The sequence below is a fragment of the Streptomyces sp. 8N706 genome (assembly GCF_052245415.1).
Classification (GTDB): Bacteria; Actinomycetota; Actinomycetes; order Streptomycetales; family Streptomycetaceae; genus Streptomyces.
On record NZ_JBQQBW010000008.1, the window covers coordinates 18,182 to 36,831 of the forward strand.

15 protein-coding genes and 2 pseudogenes are annotated in these 18,650 nt (G+C 73.6%); 11 read left to right on the forward strand and 6 right to left on the reverse strand.

Features of this window, described 5'->3' with window-relative positions:
- Nucleotides 1-2: 2 nt before the first annotated feature.
- Nucleotides 3-1,520, reverse strand: coding sequence for an NAD(P)/FAD-dependent oxidoreductase (locus tag ACTWQE_RS05290; RefSeq protein ID WP_443327632.1), 1,518 nt, complete (start codon nt 1,518-1,520; stop codon nt 3-5).
- Nucleotides 1,521-1,748: 228 nt separating this feature from the next.
- Between ACTWQE_RS05290 and ACTWQE_RS05295 the strand changes: the two genes are divergently transcribed.
- The 3 genes from ACTWQE_RS05295 to ACTWQE_RS05305 are packed head-to-tail and all read left to right on the forward strand — an operon-like array spanning nt 1,749 to nt 3,426.
- Nucleotides 1,749-1,946: a hypothetical protein gene (locus ACTWQE_RS05295; RefSeq protein WP_443327633.1), complete on the forward strand. Its 198-nt coding sequence runs from the start codon at nt 1,749-1,751 to the stop codon at nt 1,944-1,946.
- Nucleotides 1,947-1,949: 3 nt separating this feature from the next.
- Nucleotides 1,950-2,486 carry a MarR family winged helix-turn-helix transcriptional regulator gene (locus ACTWQE_RS05300; protein ID WP_443327634.1) on the forward strand — a complete coding sequence of 179 codons (537 nt, stop codon included), beginning with the start codon at nt 1,950-1,952 and terminating at the stop codon, nt 2,484-2,486.
- Entirely contained in the window at nt 2,479-3,426 is a 948-nt protein-coding gene (locus tag ACTWQE_RS05305) for an EamA family transporter (RefSeq protein WP_443327635.1), read from the forward strand. Before ACTWQE_RS05300 ends, ACTWQE_RS05305 begins: the two co-directional genes overlap by 8 nt.
- 254 nt (nt 3,427-3,680) lie before the next feature.
- On the opposite strand, the gene ACTWQE_RS05310 is transcribed toward ACTWQE_RS05305, so the two are convergent.
- On the reverse strand, nt 3,681-4,592 hold the full coding sequence (locus ACTWQE_RS05310) for a DUF6777 domain-containing protein (protein ID WP_443327636.1): 912 nt from the start codon (nt 4,590-4,592) through the stop codon (nt 3,681-3,683).
- Between the two features lie 461 nt (nt 4,593-5,053).
- Here ACTWQE_RS05310 and ACTWQE_RS05315 point away from each other — a divergent pair, with 461 nt between their 5' ends.
- Nucleotides 5,054-6,370 carry a streptophobe family protein gene (locus ACTWQE_RS05315; RefSeq protein ID WP_443327637.1) on the forward strand — a complete coding sequence of 439 codons (1,317 nt, stop codon included), beginning with the start codon at nt 5,054-5,056 and terminating at the stop codon, nt 6,368-6,370.
- Between the two features lie 29 nt (nt 6,371-6,399).
- Here ACTWQE_RS05315 and ACTWQE_RS05320 read toward each other — a convergent pair whose 3' ends face one another.
- Nucleotides 6,400-6,594 carry a hypothetical protein gene (locus ACTWQE_RS05320; RefSeq protein WP_443327638.1) on the reverse strand — a complete coding sequence of 65 codons (195 nt, stop codon included), beginning with the start codon at nt 6,592-6,594 and terminating at the stop codon, nt 6,400-6,402.
- Between the two features lie 27 nt (nt 6,595-6,621).
- A pseudogene (locus ACTWQE_RS05325) lies at nt 6,622-6,789 on the reverse strand (FHA domain-containing protein); the annotation flags it as partial.
- Between the two features lie 81 nt (nt 6,790-6,870).
- On the opposite strand from ACTWQE_RS05325, the gene ACTWQE_RS05330 reads away from it, so the two are divergent.
- The gene (locus ACTWQE_RS05330; protein WP_443327639.1) at nt 6,871-7,335 is read left to right on the forward strand and encodes a gamma-glutamylcyclotransferase family protein; all 465 of its coding nucleotides are present in this window, start codon (nt 6,871-6,873) and stop codon (nt 7,333-7,335) included.
- A 34-nt stretch (nt 7,336-7,369) separates the two neighbouring features.
- Entirely contained in the window at nt 7,370-8,365 is a 996-nt protein-coding gene (locus ACTWQE_RS05335) for an adenosine deaminase (protein WP_443327640.1), read from the forward strand.
- 13 nt (nt 8,366-8,378) lie between these two features.
- Here ACTWQE_RS05335 and ACTWQE_RS05340 read toward each other — a convergent pair whose 3' ends face one another.
- Both ACTWQE_RS05340 and ACTWQE_RS05345 read right to left on the reverse strand, forming a co-directional pair.
- Nucleotides 8,379-10,550: a molybdopterin oxidoreductase family protein gene (locus tag ACTWQE_RS05340; RefSeq protein WP_443327641.1), complete on the reverse strand. Its 2,172-nt coding sequence runs from the start codon at nt 10,548-10,550 to the stop codon at nt 8,379-8,381.
- Between the two features lie 128 nt (nt 10,551-10,678).
- A pseudogene (locus ACTWQE_RS05345) lies at nt 10,679-11,370 on the reverse strand (SanA/YdcF family protein).
- Nucleotides 11,371-11,576: 206 nt separating this feature from the next.
- Here ACTWQE_RS05345 and ACTWQE_RS05350 point away from each other — a divergent pair.
- From ACTWQE_RS05350 to dnaG, 5 genes are all read left to right on the forward strand, one after another.
- Complete coding sequence (locus ACTWQE_RS05350) at nt 11,577-12,509, forward strand: sirohydrochlorin chelatase (RefSeq protein ID WP_443327642.1); 933 nt, start codon at nt 11,577-11,579, stop codon at nt 12,507-12,509.
- 210 nt (nt 12,510-12,719) lie between these two features.
- Nucleotides 12,720-14,066: a deoxyguanosinetriphosphate triphosphohydrolase gene (locus ACTWQE_RS05355; protein WP_443327643.1), complete on the forward strand. Its 1,347-nt coding sequence runs from the start codon at nt 12,720-12,722 to the stop codon at nt 14,064-14,066.
- Nucleotides 14,067-14,247: 181 nt separating this feature from the next.
- A complete protein-coding gene (locus ACTWQE_RS05360) occupies nt 14,248-15,510 on the forward strand; it encodes an NAD(P)/FAD-dependent oxidoreductase (RefSeq protein WP_443327644.1) in 1,263 nt (420 codons plus the stop codon).
- Between the two features lie 284 nt (nt 15,511-15,794).
- Complete coding sequence (locus tag ACTWQE_RS05365; RefSeq protein WP_443327646.1) at nt 15,795-16,253, forward strand: GNAT family N-acetyltransferase; 459 nt, start codon at nt 15,795-15,797, stop codon at nt 16,251-16,253.
- Nucleotides 16,254-16,629: 376 nt separating this feature from the next.
- Complete coding sequence (dnaG, locus tag ACTWQE_RS05370) at nt 16,630-18,534, forward strand: DNA primase (RefSeq protein WP_443327647.1); 1,905 nt, start codon at nt 16,630-16,632, stop codon at nt 18,532-18,534.
- Nucleotides 18,535-18,650: the final 116 nt, after the last annotated feature.

Sequence of the window (18,650 nt, forward strand, 5' to 3'; positions counted from 1 at the left end):
GGTCAGGAGCCTCCATCGTTGGTGAGCAGGTGGAGCAGTGGAGCGGAGGGGAGCGGCTCGTCGCCCTCCCACGTCCTGGCGAGCACGCCGACGCTGCCGAGATCGCCGAGCAGAATTCCTCCAATGAGCCGGTCGCCGCGGACGACGACCTTGCGGTACGCGCCGCGGGTGGCATCGGAGAGGTGGATGACGTCGTCGCCGGGCGCGGGCTCGGTCTCACCGAAGGCGGCGAGATCGAACGGGCCGGGCGGAAGCATGTCCGGGAGGGAGCCGGTCGCCTGGTCGGCCGGGGAAGCTGCGGAGACGGCCGTGGGAGCCGCGGCGTCGGCCGGGGAGGCCGGCGTGGCCGCCGTCGGGGCCGGTACCGCCGGGCCGCCCGGCCGGGTGGGACCGGCGGGCAGCGTCAGCCGGGTGAGCGCCCGGGTGCCGGTGTAGCGCGGGGGCGCGGACGCCGTGGTGTCCGCCAGGAGCACGCGGGCCAGGACGTCGGCCTGCTCCTGCGCGGGCCCTGCCAGGCCGTAGAGGACGCCGCCGTGCTCGGAGCAGTCACCGATCGCGTGGATCCGGGGGTCGGAGGTGCGCAGCTCGTCGTCGACGACGATGCCGCGCCGCGTCCGCAGGCCGGCGGCCTGGGCGAGGCCGATACGGGGGCGGACCCCGCAGGCCAGGACGACGATCTCGGCGTCCAGCCGGAATCCGTCGGCCATCTCGACCGCGGTGACCGTCCGGGCCGGGCGCGCCTGTGTCTGCGCGCGACCCTGTGACGGTGCCTCTGCCGGCGCCGGTGTCTGCGCCGTGGCCGGGCCGGGCTCCCGTCCGGGCAGCACGTGCAGACCCCGCACCCGGCACTCCGTGTGGACCTCGACGCCCAGCTCCTCCACATGCGAGCGCAGCAGCCGTGACGCGCCCGCGTCGAGCTGTCGCTCCATGAGGTGTTCGCCCTGGTGGGCGAGGACGACCTGGGCGCCGCGACGGGCCAGCGCACGCGCCGCCGACACCCCCAGCAGCCCGCCGCCGATCACCACGGCCCGGACACCCGGGCGTACGGACTCGGCGAGCGAGAGGCAGTCGTCCATGGTGCGGAAGGACTGCACACCCTGGGGAAGGTCGTGGCCGTCCGGCTCGAACAGGCCGCGCAGCGGCGGGAGTACCGGGTTGGAGCCGGTGGCCAGCACCAGCGAGTCGTAGGGCACACGCTGTCCGTCGTCGCACAGCACCTCGCCCGCCTCGCGGTCCAGCCGTACCGCGCGGACACCGGGCAGCCAGCGCGCCGCGGACGGCGGCGCGGGCAGCTCGATCACCTCCGGTGCGTACCGCCCGGCCAGGACCTCGGCGAGCAGCACCCTGTTGTACGGCGTGTGGGGTTCCTCGCCGATGACGGTGACGGTGAGTTCCGGGCTGCCGTCCCGGCCGCCGTGCGCGGCGAGCTGCTGCACCAGCCGGGCAGCGGCCATGCCGCCGCCGACCACCGTGACACGGTGGCCGGCCGGGCGTGTGGGAGCGAGCTGTGCGGATGCCATGTTCGAAGACTGCGTGGCGCTCGTTTCCCGCCCGCATCACCACTGTTTCCCGTGCGCAACGCTGCCCTCAGCGATCGCTTGCCCCGGCTGTGAGCACCGACCGTCCTCACGTGCGAACAGCGCGTTTCTGCCGGTCCTTCCCACCGTTCGCGGCCCGTGCACTGCTGGATCCCGGCGGGAGTACGCCCTGGCCGAGGGGCGAAGATCGGCGGGGCATAAGGTGCGGCGGTGCCCGATATATCCCTGACGGCATGGGTTCTGCTGTGCCTCGCGGCAGCCGGGGCCGGCTGGATCGACGCGGTGGTGGGCGGTGGGGGGCAGCTCCGACTCCCGGCGGGCCTGGGAGCGGGCGCGGCGGCCCGCGGCGCGTACCGCCTTTTCCGTGGGCCGGGTGTTGAAGTGATCTTCGAAAAGGATTATGCATGAGTTATGCATGATGCCAGGATTGGAAATCTGCTGGGAGCCGCGGCGCTCACCGTCTCCGACCGGCTGGCCCGGGCAGCGGCGGAATCGGCGGGTACCAGCGTCAGCGGAGCGGCGGCGCTCGTCACGCTGCTGACCTCGCCCGGCATCGGCGTCACGGGGCTGGGTGCCCGCATCGGGCTGAGCCAGCCCGCCTGCGCCCGGATGCTCGATCAGCTGGCGGTCCGCGGGCTGGTGACACGCCGGCCCGCGGGCGGTCGTACGGTCGCCGTGGAGCCGACCGAGGAGGGCCGGGAGGCCGCCCGGCGGGCGCTGTCCGCACGGCAGCGGGAGTTGGACGCCCTGACCGGCCGACTCACCGCCGTACAGCGCGAGGCGCTGGAGACGGCTCTGGAACCGCTGCTGGACACGCTGTTCGACGAGGTCGGCTCGGAGTATGTGCTCTGCCGTCTGTGCGACCGCGCGGCGTGTGTGCGCGGCGGGCGGCGGTGCCCGGTCGGATCGGCGGCCCGCGCTCGCGGGGGCGGCGGTACGGGTGGGTGAACTGCTCGCTCTGGCCTCGGCGGTGTGCTTCGGCTCGACGCATTTCGTCAACGGGCTGGTGGCGCGTCGTATACATGGCATGACGGTCGCGCTGTACGCGCAGACGGGCGGGACCGCCCTGTCGGTGGTCGCGGCGGCCTTCGCGGGCGGCACCCCCACGGCGCAGTCGATGGGCTGGGGCGCGCTGTCCGGGCTCGGTACCGGAGTGGGCGTGGCGTTCCTCTACCGGGGGATGAGCCGCGGCGCGATGAGCGTGGTCGTCCCGGTCAGCGACGTCGGGGCGGTGGCGTTGCCGGTACTGGTGGGCTTGGCGGTGCTCGGCGAAAGGCCGTCGGCACTTGCGCTGGCGGGAATCGTCGTGGCGCTCCCCGCGATCTGGCTGGCCGCGGGCGGCGAGCGGCCGGGTGGTGAGGGGCCGGATGGTGATTGGCCGGGCGGTGATCGGCCGGGTGGTGAGCGCTCGGGTGCTGAGCGGCCGGGCGCTGATCGGCCGCGCGGCGCGCGCTCGGACGGGGAGCGGCCGGGGCTGTGGGCCTCCGGCAACGCCGACGCACTGCTGGCCGGCATCGGGTTCGCGGTGCAGTATCTGGCCATCGCCCGGGTTCCCGCGGGGACAGGACTCTGGCCGGTCGTCGCCGGCCGTGTGGCGTCCGTCGCGGTGGTCGCCGCGCTGCTGTGGCGCGTACGGGGTCCCTGGCGGCTCCCCGTACGGCTAGGGGCTCCGGCCGCGGCGGCCGGAGCGTGCGGCACGCTCGCCCTGGTCCTGTATCTGGAGGCCACACGGCAGCAGCTCCTGGCCGTGGCGACCGTGCTCTCCGCGCTCTACCCGGTCATCCCGGTGGTGCTGGCCCTGGCGCTGCTGCACGAACGAGTCCGGCGGGGACAGGCCGCGGGACTGATCGGCGCGGGCGCGGCCATCGGCCTGATCGCGCTGCGGTGAGCGGTACGTCCCCGGGCCCGGCGGTTCCGCGACGAAGCCCGCACGGTGAGCGGTACGTCCCCGGGCCCGGAGGTTCCGCGACGAAGCCCGCACGCGGTCAGCGGTCGTGCCGTCCAACGCACCGGGGGGGGGGGCGGGGGCCGGTGCTGTGTCGGTCGGTCGGGCGCCCTGAGCCCGGTCCGACACATCCCGCCCGGCCGGCGGGCGTTGTGCCTCGTGCCCGACGCCGTCGGACCGGAGCGGGCGCCGTCGGATCAGGGCGGGGACCCGTCCGGAGCCGGGCTCTCGGGCGTGGGCTGTTCGGGCGTCGGCGCCTGCGGCGACTCGGACGTCGGGGTGTCCGGCGGCTCGGACGGTGTCGAGGTGCCGGGGGAGCGGGTCGTGGGCGAGGAGTCGGGGGAGGGGGACGAGGGACTCTCCGAGGGAATGTTCTCCGGGCGCGTCGTCGTCCGGTCGTTCCTGGCCTCCTCGTCGCCCCGGCGCCGTTCGATCCACGTCCCCGTTTCCGGGTCGTAGAGGACGAAGACGTCGATCACCCGGGGTGCGGGATCGACGACGACAACCTCCGACGACCGGTAGCCGGGCCAGGCCCGGCCGACCTGCTGGGGATTCCCCGTGACGGGCACCGGCGGTTGCAGCGGGTTTCCGCAGGCGCAGCGTACCCGGGGCACCCCGTGCGGGCCGGCCAGGACGGCCGTACCGGCCTGGAGCACCGACTGGTAGCTGGTGGCCTTGCCGTCCTTGTAGCCGTGGTTGGTGACCCGGGTGTCCATGCGCAGCTGTACGGGGGTGAGCGAGCGCAGATACGAGGGGATCCGGCTCCGTTCGATGCCCACGACCCCGGCGAAGGCGCTGCCTTTGGCCCGGTCACGCGTGAGATAGGCGATCTGCTTCTCGACATCGCAGCTCGCGACGTTGCGGGTGCCGCCGTACAGGCCCGGCGACGAACCCCGGACGCTCGGCGTACCGTCGCCGGTGCCGGCCGGGGCACTGGGCGTCGCGGTGGGGGAGGCGGGAGCCGAGGAGTCCTCCGCCGTCGAGGTGGTGTACGGGTCGCGGCCCGGCTCGGCGGCGGCCTGGAGGAACACCTCACCCGAGGCCGACTCATCGGCCGAACGCGTGAGGAAGAGGATCACCGCCGTGGCCGCCACCAGGATGGCGGCCACGGCCGCCACTCGCGGTACGGACCGCCACCAGGGCCCGGGCGGGCCTTCGCCGGACGGCCCGCCTCGCCCCCCGGGGCCTCCCGGGCCACCCCCGCCGCCGGGACCCCACGGTCCGCCGGGCGTGCTCGGCGGCTCCGGCGGACCGGGCAGCAGCGGCTCCGGAGGGCCCTCGGCCGGACCCGTCGGGCGGTCCGGCGAGGGACCCGAAAGAGGGCCCGACGGCGGACCCGTCGGATGGCTGTCGGGAGGCGGTGAGGACGTCACAGGCTCTTCTCCGAGGCGTAGGGCTTCGGGGAAATGCGCGCTTCACCCTTTTTCCCCTGGTGATCCCGTCCTCGTTCATTGTGTGCTCCCCGTCCTCACCGTCCGCAAGCGGGGCCTCGCCCCCTTGCTTACGGTGGGACCGGAAACCGGGTCACCCGGCACCTCCCCCACGCCCCCCACGCCCGGCAGGAGACAGCGTGAGCCAGACGCGACGCAGCGCCCCAGGAGGCACCGAGGGCACCGGCAGCGCGGGAGGTCCGCTCACCCCGGTGCGTGCCTGGCTGGAGGCCCTCGCCGCCGTGGTCGCGGGGCTGGTGGTCATGCTGGTCGTCGCCTCGCTCGGCCTCCTGGCGGCAGGCGCCGGCGACCTGCCGGAAGGGGCGTTCCCTCCGGTGCTGGCGGCTGTTGTCGTCATGGCGGTGGGCGGTTCGGTGGAGATCTCGGGCGATGCCGGGTTCCTCGCCCGGACGGACGCCGCCATCGATGTCGTACCGCTCTCGGTGACGCTCGCCGGGGTTCTGGTGACCGCGGCCGTCTTCCGGATGCCGCTGCGGTTCCGGGCCGTGGCCACCGGCCGGGAGATGCTCGGCCGGATCGCCCGTACGGCGGCGCTGTGGTTGCTGATGCTCCTGCTGCTTGCGCTGCTCGCGCGCCACAGCTTCCGTGTCTCCGTGGGCGGCGGGCTCGCCGAGGACATCGGTGAGGCCCTGGACGCGACCCCCACGGTGGGATTCCGCGCCGATGTCCCCGCCACCCTGGGCTTCGGGCTTCTCTGGCTGCTCGCGGTACTGGCGCTCGTCTTCATCGTCTCCAGCAGGGCTCCGCTGCCGTCACGGATGCTGCACTTCCACGCGTCCGTACGACCACCCGCGTTCGCGATGCTGCTGGTGCTGCTGCTCTACGTGGCGATCGGCGTGGTCATCGGGGTGGTCGTCGCCTTCACCCGGGGACACCCCGCCGAGACCCTCGCCGCGATGCTCCTCGGTCTGCCGAACCTGGTGTGGCTGGCCTTCGGCGTCGGCATCGGCGGCTCCTGGGACGGCCATGTGGCCGAAGGCATCGGTCTGCCCATGCCGCCCGTGCTCGACAAGGTGCTCCGCACCAGCTCGGGCGGCGGGGACCGGACCCTCGATCTGGCCTCGGTCGCCGAGCAGGACGACCGGGCGTGGCTGCTGGTGGTCGTCGCCGTGGTCGCGCTGCTCGCGGCGGGGTTCGTCTCCGCGGTCCGCTCCCCGGCCCGTACGCGGCCGTGGCAGCACGCGTGGCACATGGGGCTGGCCCTGGCGCTCACCATGCTCGTGATCGGGCTGCTCACCCGTATCTCGGCGCACTACGGGCTGTCGCTGATCGGCGTCGGTGATCTCGGCGGCGGGCTCGGTGGCGAGGTCTTCCTCCGGCCCAACCTGCTTGCGCTGGTGGGGTTCGGCGCCCTGTGGGGCCTGGTCGCGGGCTTCCTCGGCAGTGTGCTCGCCACCCGGGTGCGCCACCACGGCGAGGTCGAGGCCGGAGGCTGAGATCCTTCAGCCGGCCCGGCCCGGATCTCTCAGCCGGGCCGGGCGGGGAACACCGGTGCGGCGCAGCGCGGCGGTGGAGGCGGCGCCGCGGCGTACGCTCCGAGCTGGTCGAGCTGTACGTCCACCTGGGTCGGCGGGTGGCCCTCCGGCGTACGGCCGGCGGTCTCTTCCGGCTCCACCGTCCGGCCGGCGGAGCCCCAGCTCTGCGCCTTGGGCGGCGCCACCGGGCCCCGCGCCGGCTAGCCCTCGGAGGGCCTCAGTGCCGCGTGGTGCCAGGAGACCCTGGCATCGTTCAGCACGATGTCGCTCGAGGGATCGCGCCCCACGTGGTACGACCGGGTGGGACTCATCACCTGAGAGTCGCCGTCGGCTTCGAGGACGAGTTCCGGTGCGGTGGGCGCGACCGGCCGCTCTTCCATGTCCTGGATTTCAGGGCCAGGGGCGAGGGGGCGCCCGGAGGAACCGGCCGGCACAACCGCGGAGCGGAGAGGAGCTGTTCGATGACGGTGGAGTCCGGCGGGCCCGCGGCGGAGGGGTTCGCACGGCTGCCGTTCTTCGCGTACGGCACGCTGCGCCCGGGGCAGGTCAACCACGACCGCTTTCTGCGCGGCCGTACCGCGGCCGAGGAACCGGCGCGGATGCGCGGAGCGGTGCTGTACGAGGGGCCCGGATACCCGTACGCCGTGGCCGATCCGCGCGGGGAGATCCACGGCGAGCTCATCACTCCCCTCGCCGCGCGGTACGACGCCCTGCTCGCGGAGCTGGACGAGCTGGAGGACCACGTCCCCGGCGACCCGGACAACCTCTACGAGCGCGTCGCCCGCGACGTGCTGCTCCCCGGCGGGCGGACCGCCCGCGCCTGGGTCTATCTCGCCGCGGAGCCGGTCGCCCGGCGACTGAGGCTCTCGGGCACGCCCCTGCGCGGCGGCGACTGGCCGCGCGGGAACGCCCGTTACGCTGAATGACTCCCTCCGCCACCCAGAGCAGGTGTTGGTCCCCGTGCCCCCGGTCACCCCCGATGTCGTCGCCAAAGCAGAGCTGCACCTCCATATCGAAGGCACCCTCGAGCCCGAGCTGGCCTTCGCGCTCGCCGAACGCAACGGCGTACCGCTCCCTGCCGCCACCCAGGACGAGCTGCGCGCCGCGTACTCCTTCTCCGGCCTGCAGTCCTTCCTGGACCTGTACTACGCGCTGATGACGGTGCTGCGCACCGAGCAGGACTTCGCGGACCTGGCGGACGCGTATCTCTTCCGGGCGCGGGGGCAGGGGGTGCGGCACGCCGAGATCTTCTTCGACCCGCAGGCCCACACCGCCCGCGGAGTGCCCATCGGCACGGTGATCGACGGCCTGTGCCGGGCCCTGGACGCCGCCCCCGGCACCCATGGGATCACCACCCGGCTGATCATGTGCTTCCTGCGGGACGAGAGCCCGGAGTCAGCCGTGGCGACCTTCGAGTCCGCCCGCCCGTACCTCGACCGCATCACGGCGGTCGGCCTGGACTCCGCCGAGGTGGGCAACCCGCCGTCCCTCTTCCGGGAGGTCTACGCCCTCGCCCGCGAGGCCGGGCTGAAATGCGTGGCGCACGCGGGTGAGGAGGGCCCGCCCTCGTACGTGTGGGAGGCCCTGGACGTCCTCGGTGTGGACCGGGTCGATCACGGGGTGCGCTCCCTGGAGGACCCGGCGCTCGTCGACCGGCTGGTCGCCGACCAGGTGCCGCTGACGGTCTGTCCGCTGTCCAACGTCCGGCTGCGCGTCTACGACCAGCTGGAGGACCACCCGCTGCGCAGGATGCTCGACGCCGGACTGCTGGTGACGGTCAACTCCGACGATCCCGCCTACTTCGGCGGTTACGTGCACGACAACTTCACCGCCGTACGGGACGCGCTGGACCTGGACGACGAGACGTTGCGCGTGCTGGCGCGTAACTCCTTCCGGGCGTCCTTCCTCGACGCCCGGACCCGTGAGGCCTATCTGGCCGAGGTCGACGCCTGCTGAGCCCGGACACGCCCTACGCCGCTGCCTCCACGCGGACCGCGCAGACCTTGAACTCCGGCATGCGGGAGGTGGGGTCGAGCGCCGGGTTGGTGAGGGTGTTGGCGCGGCCCTCGCCCGGCCAGTGGAAGGGCATGAAGACGGTGTCGGGGCGGATCGTACGGGTGATCCGCGCCGGTGCGACGGCCCGGCCGCGGCGGGAGACCACGCTCACCGGGTCGCCCTCGGCCACGCCCACCCGCTCGGCGAGGTGGGGGTGCAGCTCCACGAACGGCCCGGGCGCGGCCGCGTTGAGCTCGTCGACGCGCCGGGTCTGCGCCCCGGACTGGTACTGGGAGACGACCCGCCCCGTCGTCAGCAGCACGGGGTAGTCGGCGTCCGGCTCCTCCGCGGCGGGCCGGTGCTCCACGGGTACGAAGCGGGCCCGGCCGTCGTCGGTCGCGAACCGGTCGAGGAAGAGCCGGGGCGTGCCGGGATGGCGCTCGCCGGGGCCGTCCGGCCGGGCAGCGGCCTCCGGCTGGGCGGGCGGCGCGGCAGCGGTTTCCGGCAGGGCACCGGCCGGGGCGGGCGGAACGTCCGGGCAGGGCCAGAACACGCCGTCCTCCTCGGCGATCCGGCGGTAGGTGATGCCGGAGTAGTCGGCAGGGCCGCCCGCCGAGGCGCGGCGCAGCTCGTCGAAGACCTCCTCCGGGTCGGTGGGGAAGCCCTTCTCCCAGCCCAGGCGGTCCGCGAGGCCGCTCAGCACGTCCAGGTCGGAACGGACGCCGGGCGGCGGGTCGAGCGCCTTGCGGCGCAGCAGCACCCGGCCCTCCAGATTGGTGGTGGTGCCGGTCTCCTCGGCCCACTGCGTCACGGGCAGCACCACATCGGCGAGTTGAGCGGTCTCCGAGAGCACGACGTCGGCGACGGCGAGGAAGTCCAGGGAGCGCAGCCGCTCCTCGATGTGGGCCGCGCGGGGGGCGGACACCACCGGGTTGGAGCCCATCAGCAGCAGCGACTTCACGTCGGTGCCGAGCGCGTCCAGCAGCTCGTAGGCGCTGCGGCCCGGGCCCGGCAGATCGTCGGGGTCCACGCCCCAGACCGCGGCGACATGGGCGCGCGCGGCGGGGTCGGCGAGCTTGCGGTAGCCGGGCAGCTGGTCGGCCTTCTGGCCGTGCTCGCGGCCGCCCTGGCCGTTGCCCTGGCCGGTGAGACAGCCGTATCCGGCCAGCGGACGCCCGGCGTGGCCGGTGGCCAGGCACAGGTTGATCCAGGCGCCGACGGTGTCCGTGCCCTTGGACTGCTGCTCGGGGCCCCGGGCGGTCAGCACCATCGAGGCGGGGGAGTCGCAGAACAGGGCGACGGTCTCGCGGAGTTGGGGGAGCGGTACGCCGGTGATGCGCTCCACCAGCTCGGGCCAGTGCGCCATGGCCCCGGCGCGGGCCTCGGCCCAGCCGCTCGTACGGGTGTCGATGAACTCCTCGTCCAGCCTGCCCTCGGCGATCACCAGGTGCAGCAGGCCGAGGGCGAGCGCGAGGTCCGTACCGGGGCGGGGTGCCAGATGGAGATCGGCCTGCTCGGCGGTGCGGGTCCGGCGCGGGTCGACGACGATCAGCTTGCCGCCGTTCTCCTTCAGCTCGGCGAGGTAGCGGAGGGCCGGAGGCATCGTCTCGGCGAGATTGGAGCCGACGAGGATGACGCAGCCGGCGCGGGGAATGTCCTCCAGCGGAAACGGCAGCCCGCGGTCCAGACCGAAGGCGCGCTGGTGCGCGGCGGCGGCCGAGGACATGCAGAACCGGCCGTTGTAGTCGATCTGGGAGGTGCCCAGCACCACGCGGGCGAATTTCCCGAGGGCGTACGCCTTCTCGTTGGTCAGCCCGCCGCCGCCGAAGACCCCGACCGCATCCTTGCCGTGCTGGGCGCGCGTGCCCTCCAGGTTCGCGGCGATCCGGTCCAGGGCCTCGTCCCAGCCGGCCGGCTCGAGACGGCCGGAGCCGGGGCGCCGTACCAGCGGCTCGGTCAGGCGCACCCGGGTGGAGAGCACGGCGGGCGCGGTCCGGCCCTTTCCGCAGAGTGCTCCCTGGTTGACGGGGAAGGCGGTGCGCTCCACCACCTCCACGCCGTCCGCCGCGGGCTGCAGGCCCATGCCGCACTGCAGTGCGCAGTAGGGGCAGTGGGTGTCGACGGGGGCGGCTGCGTCGGTGTGCATGGTGTCAGCATGCTTCTGTGGTGTTACGGGACGCGGCTGTCCGCGTTACGCCTGCCGCACGGTCACCTCAGCGGCTGCTCGGCCGGGCCGTGAGGATTCCACGGGGATGTGCCGGACGTATGTGCGCATCAGCCGGCCAGCGCCTGGGCGACCCCCGGCTCCCGGGGGCCGAGGAAGTGCGGTTCGGGCCGTACGACCGTGTCGAGGGCGGCCTTGCCCGCCGCGGCGATCTCCCGCACGCCGCCGTACCACCAGGTCACGTCCTGCGGTTCGGCCACGCCCACGCCGTAGGCGTCGATCCCAGCGGCCTCGCACAGCGCCAGCGCCCGGCGGATGTGGAACCCCTGGCTGACCAGCACCGCCCGGTCCACCCCGAAGATCCGCTCGGCGCGTGCACACGAGTCCCAGTGTCGAACCCGGCGTAGTCGCTGACGATCCGGCCGCCCGGCACCCCGCGCCGGGTGAGATAGGCCCGCATCGCGTCCGGCTCGTCGTAGTCCGTGCGGCTGTTGTCGCCGGTGACCAGGACGACCCGGACCCTCCCCGCCCGGTACAGCTCGGCCGCCGCCTCCAACCGGTGCGCGAGATACGGGGTCGGCCGGCCGTCGAGGAGCCCGGCGCCGAAGACGACGGCCACCGGGGCGGACGGCACGTCCGCCAGGTCCCGGACCCGCGCGGAGGCCGTCGTGTGCATCCAGGTCATCGGCGTCAGCGCCAGGACACACCCCAGTACGGCCGCCCGGACGGCCCGCCGCTTCCCGAGCCGCGTCCGAGGCAGCCGTGGCAGCTGTGGCAGGCGAGGTGACCGGGGCCTTCGCATCCGACGCTCCCCCTGATTTCCGTCTGATCGTTTCCGTTCCCCCGGGGGGAGGACGACGGGGAGGCGGAAACGGTTCACCCGGCCGGCTCGTGCGGTACGGACCGCATCCCACATCCCAGCCGCGGCGTCCGACCGGTGAGGGCCCGGAAACCCGGTGTTATCCGGGGGCCAATCGCGCGGCAACTCCCGGTGGCCAGAATCCTGGCATGACGGCGTCGACACCCCTTCCAGGCTCTGACCGCCCCGGCCTCGACCGCCCCGACTCTGTCCACCTCGACAACACGTTCGAAAGCACGGCGCAGCTCATGACCCGGATCACCGCACAGCTCAGCAGTCGGCTCCCTGACGCCGGCGCCCGCAGCCTGCGACACCCGCAGTCCCGGGCCGGGCAGCGTCCCCCGACTCTCGTCGCCGTCGCCCACGGCAGCCGCGACCCGCGGGCGCTGCGCACCGTGAACGCCCTCCTGGACCGCGTCCGGGCCATGCGCCCGGAGCTGCCGGTCCGGCTCGGGCACATCGAACTCAACGCGCCGCTGCTGTCCGACACCCTCGCGGCCCTGCGCGGCGACGCCGTGCTCGTACCGCTGCTCCTCAGCCGCGGCTACCACGTGAAACAGGACATCCCGGACGCCCTCTCGGCGGCTCCCCATCTCCGGGCCCGCGTCGCCGCCCCGCTCGGGCCGCATCCGCTGCTCGCCGAGGCCCTGCACGCCCGGCTCGTCGAAGCGGGCCGGCGCACCGCGGGGACGGCGGAGGAAGGACGCGGCGGTGTCGTGCTGGCCGCGGCCGGTTCCCGAGATCCCGACTCCGCCGCCGACACCTCCCGTACGGCCGAGCTGCTCAGCGCCCGGCTCGGCGGGGTGCCGGTGCTGCCTGCCTATGCCTCGGCCGCCGCCCCCACCGTGCCCGAGGCGGTGGCGGCGCTCCGGGCGCGCGGCCACCACCGGATCGCCGTCGCCTCGTACTTCGCCGCGCCCGGCCGGTTCGCCACCCAGAGTGCCGCCGCGGCTCCCGGAGTCGCGGCCGCCCCGTTGGGGGCCCACCCGGCCCTCGCACGGCTCGTGCTGCACCGTTACGACGAGGCGCTCGCCGCTCCCGGTACCGCCCTGGCCGGGGAGCGCCATCTGGCCACGGCGTGAGCGGCGGCAGGGCCCGCGGCGTGACAGGGGTGGCACGGCGTGAGAGGGAGCAGGACGGCGGCGCGCGGCATGCGGCTGTGACCACGGCGTGACGGGTGGTTGTGACCACGGCGCGACATGTGGTCGCGACGACGGCGTGACGGGTGGTGTGACGGGCAGGGTGAGGGGCGGGGTGCTCCGACTGTCGGCCGCGCCCGTTACCGTCCATGTATGGCAGGTCATGACCGGGCAGGCGCCTTCTCCGCTCAGTACACCGCACAGGACCAGTACGGCCCCTACGGCGGGGACGACATCGAGCGCCGCGCACCCGAGCCCGACAAGCGCCCCTGCCGTACCGCCTTCCAGCGCGACCGGGCCCGTGTGCTGCACTCCGCCGCGCTGCGCCGCCTCGCCGGGAAGACCCAGGTCGTCACCCCGGGGATCGCCCCCCAGGAGACCGCTTCCGGCAGGGCGCCCCTCGCCTGGGACGCCAGCCCGCGCACCCGGCTGACCCACTCCCTCGAATGCGCCCAGGTCGGGCGGGAGCTCGGCGCGGCCCTCGGCTGTGACCCCGATCTCGTGGAGACCGCCTGCCTCGCCCACGACCTCGGCCACCCGCCCTTCGGGCACAACGGCGAGCAGGTCCTCAACGACGTCGCCAAGGACTGCGGGGGATTCGAGGGCAACGCCCAGTCGCTGCGGCTCCTCGCCCGCCTCGAACCCAAGCGGTTCGTGCACGGCCCCTCGGGCGAGCCGGCCAGCGTCGGCCTCAACCTCACCCGTGCCGCTCTGGACGCGGCCACCAAGTACCCCTGGCCGCGCGGCGGCCACCCCACCGACCCGGACTCCCCGAAGTTCGGTGTCTACGAGGACGACCTCCCCCTGTTCGCCTGGCTGCGGCAGGGCGCCCCGGACCACCGTCAGTGTTTCGAGGCCCAGGTGATGGACTGGTCCGACGACGTGGCGTACTCCGTCCACGATGTCGAGGACGGCCTGCACGCCGGACATCTCGACCCCGGCATGCTGCTCGCCGAGCCCGAGCGCCGGGACGTCTTCGCCTGCGCCGTCGGCCGCTACGCTCCGCCCGGCACCGAGCCGGACGAGCTCGCCGAAGCGCTCGACCGCCTCACCGGCCAGGAGTGGTGGCCGCGCGGCTACGACGGATCGGCCATCGCCCAGGCCCGCTTGAAGGACGCCACCAGCCAGCTCATCGGCCGCTTCTGCCTCGCCGCGGAGGCCGCCACGCGGGAGGCGTACGGCGCCGGGCGGCTCACCCGCTACGCCGCCGAGTTCGTCGTACCGCGCGCCGTACGTCTGGAGTGCGCCGTGCTCAAGGCGGTCGCCGACCTCTATGTGATGCAGCGCGACGAGCAGGAGCGGGTCCGCGCCGACCAGCGCGTGGTCCTGGGCGAACTGGCCGAAGCGCTCAGCGCCCGCGCCCCCGAGGGTCTGGACCCGCAGTTCCGCGCCCTGTACGCGGCGGCCGGAGACGACCGGGAGCGACAGCGGGTGATCGTCGACCAGATCGCCGCGCTCACCGACGGCTCCGCCCGCGGTCTGCACGCACGGCTCACCTGACCCCGCACGGCTCACCCGACGCGGCGCGAGGTACCCCGCGGCCCTGACGCGGGCGGGCTCGCCGGCCCGCGACACGCACGGCCCCTTCCCCCTTCACGCTCCGTGCGGGAGGCTCGCCTGAGGCGAGCAGAGCGGGGGACCATGGAGACTGGCTCAATGCCCGGCAGCGAGGAGGCACCAAGTGGTCGACGCACATCAGACGTTCGTCATCGTCGGAGGAGGGCTGGCAGGGGCGAAGGCCGCCGAGACCCTGCGCTCGGAGGGCTTCACCGGGCGCGTCATCCTCATCTGCGACGAGCGCGACCACCCGTATGAGCGTCCGCCACTGTCCAAGGGCTATCTCACCGGCGCCGCCGAGCGTGACAGCGTCTTCGTCCACGAGCCCGCCTGGTACGCGCAGGCCGACATCGAACTCCACCTCGGCCAGCCCGCGGTCCACCTCGACCGAGCCGCCAAGGCCGTCACCCTCGGCGACGGCACCCGCATCCACTACGACAAGCTGCTGCTCGCCACCGGCGCCGAGCCCCGCCGCCTCGACATCCCCGGCACCGGCCTCGCCGGCGTCCACCATCTGCGCCGGCTCGCCCACGCCGACCGGCTGCGCGGAGTCCTCGCCGGCCTCGGCCGGGACAACGGCCACCTAGTCATCGCCGGTGCCGGCTGGATCGGTCTCGAAGTCGCGGCCGCCGCCCGCGGCTACGGCGCGGAAGTCACCGTCGTCGAACCCGAACCGACCCCGCTGCACACCGTCGTCGGCCCCGAACTGGGCTCGCTCTTCACCGATCTGCACAGCGACCACGGCGTACGCTTCCACTTCGGCACCCGGCTGACCGAGATCGTCGGCCAGGACGGCATGGTGCTCGCCGCCCGTACCGCGGACGGCGAGGAGCACCCGGCCCACGGCGTCCTCGCCGCGATCGGCGCGGCCCCGCGCACCGCGCTCGCCGAGTACGCCGGACTGGCGCTCGTCGACCGCGCCGACGGCGGAGGCATCGCCGTCGACGCCTCGCTGCGCACCTCCGACCCGGACATCTACGCGGCCGGGGACGTCGCCGCCGCCGAGCATCCGCTGCTCGACTCCCGCCTCCGTGTCGAACACTGGGCCAACGCCCTCAACAGCGGCCCGGCCGCCGCCCGCGCCATGCTCGGGCGGCAGGTGGCGTACGACCGGGTGCCGTACTTCTTCTCCGACCAGTACGAGGTGGGGCTGGAGTACTCCGGTTACGCCCCGCCCGGCAGCTACGACCAGGTGCTTCTGCGGGGCGATGTCGGCAAGCGGGAGTTCATCGCGTTCTGGCTCCGGGAGGGACGGCTGCTCGCGGGGATGAACGTCAACGTCTGGGATGTGACCGAGCCGATCCAGCGGCTGATCCGCTCCGGCGAGCGGCTGGATCCGGAGGCGCTCGCGGACCCCGCGGTGGCGCTGGCGTCGCTCGTGCCGTAGCAGCCCTCGTAGGGGTGCCCGGGCCGCGGGCTCATTCCGCGGGCGCTCATGGTCTGAACTCATGGCCGGTGCTCGGGGTGTGCGCTCGCGGCGCGGGCTGGTGGCGCGTATGCGTGGCGTCCGCGCTCGGAGCGCACGCTCGCGGTGCGGGCTGCTCAGGGCGGGGCGCTCGAGGCGTTCGAGCTCAGCGCGTGCCGTCAGGGTGGGTGCCCTCAGGGCGAGTGCTCGCGGTGAGTGCAGCGATTGCGTGCGGCCGCGGCGTGCGGGCTCGTAGGGTGGGCGGCATGGCGATCCCCACAGCCGTCGTGCCGGTGTCGGACATCTTCGAGCTGCGGTGGGCGGTGCTGCGCGCGGGCCTTCCGAAGGAGACGGCCGTCTTCCCCGAGGACTCCGCCCCGGACGTCTTCCATGTCGCCGCTTACGACGCGACCGGCGCCACGAGGGCCTGCGGCACGTTCTTCCCGGACCCGCTTCCCGGCTCCCACGGCCGGAAGCCCGCCTACCGCTTCCGTGGCCTGGCCAGCGCTGCCGAGGTCCGCGGCCAGGGCTTCGGCCAGGCCGTGCTGGAGGCGGGGATCGCGGAGATCCGGGCGCGTGGGGTCGAGTTCGTCTGGTGCAACGGCCGGACCCCGGCCACCGGCTTCTACGAGCGCCAGGGCTTCACCCGGGTGGGGGAGGAGTTCGTCCTCGACCCGGGTGGAGCTCACTATGTCTTCGTGAAGCAGCTCACCACGGCTCCGTGACGACGACCGCGGTATCCGCGCACGGCGACCGGGTCTCCGCGTGACGGTGACCGTGGTGTCCGCGCACGGCGACCTGGTTCTCCGCGCACGGGGACGGGTTTGCGCGTGACGGCGACCGTGGCGTCCGCGCACGGCGACCGGGTTCTGCGCACGGCGACCGGGTTCTGCGCACGGCGACCTGGTTCTCCGCGCACGGGGACGGGTTCTCCGGGACCGCGACCGTGGTGTTCGCGTGAAGGCGCCCAGTACAGCGCCCCAATACAGCCTCAGTACAGGGCCCCGGGGCAGCGCACGGCACGGCCCGGGAGAGCTCTCGGCAGGTGAGGCCGTCCGGACGGGGCCATGGACCGTCCGACCCCGGCCGTAGAATTCACGCGTGGCAGGCAGGATCAACGATGACGACGTGAAGGCGGTCCGGGACGCGGTCCCGATCGACGCCGTCGTGTCCGAGTACCTCCAGCTGCGCAATGCCGGGGGCGGCAACCTCAAGGGCCTCTGCCCGTTCCATGATGAGAAGTCCCCCTCCTTCCAGGTGAGTCCCAGTAAGGGGCTTTTCTACTGCTTCGGTTGCCAGGAGGGCGGCGACACCCTCGACTTCGTGATGAAGGTCGACCACCTCTCCTTCTCCGAGTCCGTCGAGCGGCTCGCCTCCCAGGCGGGCATCACCCTCCGCTACGAGGAGGGCGGCTACACTCCCGGACGCCAGCAGGGCGAGCGGATCCGGCTGGTCGAGGCCCACAAGATCGCCGCACAGTTCTATGTGGAGCAGTTGGACAGTGCCGAGGCCGAGATCGGCCGGACGTTCCTCGCGAGCCGCGGCTTCGACCAGGCGGCGGCACAGCACTTCGGAGTCGGCTACTCCCCGGCGGGCTGGGACCATCTCGTCCGCTTCCTGCGCGGGCGGGGCTTCAGTGACAAGGAGCTGATCCTCTCCGGTCTCGCCCAGGACGGCCGCCGCGGCCCCATCGACCGCTTCCGCGGCCGTCTGATGTGGCCGATCCGCGACATCACCGGTGAGGTGATCGGCTTCGGGGCCCGCAAGCTCCGCGACGACGACAACGGCCCCAAGTACCTCAACACCCCCGAGACTCCGCTCTACCGGAAGTCGCACGTCCTGTACGGCATCGACCTCGCCAAGAAGGACATCGCCAAGACGAGCCGCGCGGTCGTCGTCGAGGGCTACACCGACGTCATGGCCTGCCACCTCGCCGGGGTCACCACCGCCATCGCCACCTGCGGCACCGCCTTCGCCGGTGACCACATCAAGATCCTTCGCCGTCTGCTGATGGACAACTCCGGCGCCGAGGTCGTCTTCACCTTCGACGGCGACGCGGCGGGCCAGAAGGCCGCGCTGCGGGCCTTCGAGGACGACCAGAAGTTCGCCGCCGAGACGTCCATCGCCATCACCCCCGGCGGTATGGACCCCTGCGAACTCCGGCTCGCCGAGGGCGACGAGGCCGTCCAGGCCCTGGTCGAGCGCCGTACCCCGCTCTTCGCCTTCGCCATCCGCCATATCGTCGAACGGCACAATCTCGACGCCGCGGAAGGCCGTGCCGCCGCGCTCGAAGCCGCGGCGCCGATCGTCGCCGGGATCAAGAACAGCTCCATCCAGCACGAGTACGCGGTCCAGCTGGCCGGCATGCTCGGCATTCTCGATGTGCAGTTCGTCGTCCGCCGCGTCGGCCAACTCGCCCGCTGGGCACGGGAGAACGGCCGGCGGGGCATCCCGGCGGCCGACACCCGTACGAGCCACCGCGCCGGCCGGCAGCAACCGGTCGCTCCTCCGCCGCCGCGCGGTCCCGCCCTGAATCTGCGGAGTCCCGCCCACCGCGTCGAGCGGGAACTGCTCAAGCTCGCCCTCCAGCGCCCCGAGCTGGTCTCCCCGGCCTTCGACGCGTACGGCGCGGACGAGTTCACGGCCCCGCCGTACGCCACTGTGCGTCAGATCATCGAGGCGGCCGGGGGAGCGGCGGCGGCGGACGGCGACTATCTGGCGCGGGTCCGCGAGGCGGCGCCCGACGACTCGGTACGCGCCCTGGTCACCGAGCTCGCCGTCGAGCCGCTGCACACCCGGCGCGAAGCGGACGAGGTGTACGCGGGCGTCCAGTTGGTCGCCGTACGCCTCGCCGCAGTGAACCAGCGCATCACCGATATCCGCGGCACCCTCCAGCGCCTCGGCTCCCACGCCGACCCGGACCATCTGGCCGCCGTGCAGAACGAGTTGTGGGTCCTTCAGCAGTACGGCCAGTCCCTGCGTGAGCGCGGAGCCGCCGCGTTGTAGAGGCTTGGGGCCGACCGGCGCCGGAAGCACCCCCGCGTAGCCGTCCGGTCACGGAACGGGCTCAGAAAGTGCTCGCACGCCCCTCGTAGCAGGCGCGTGTCGTACTCCACACTGGT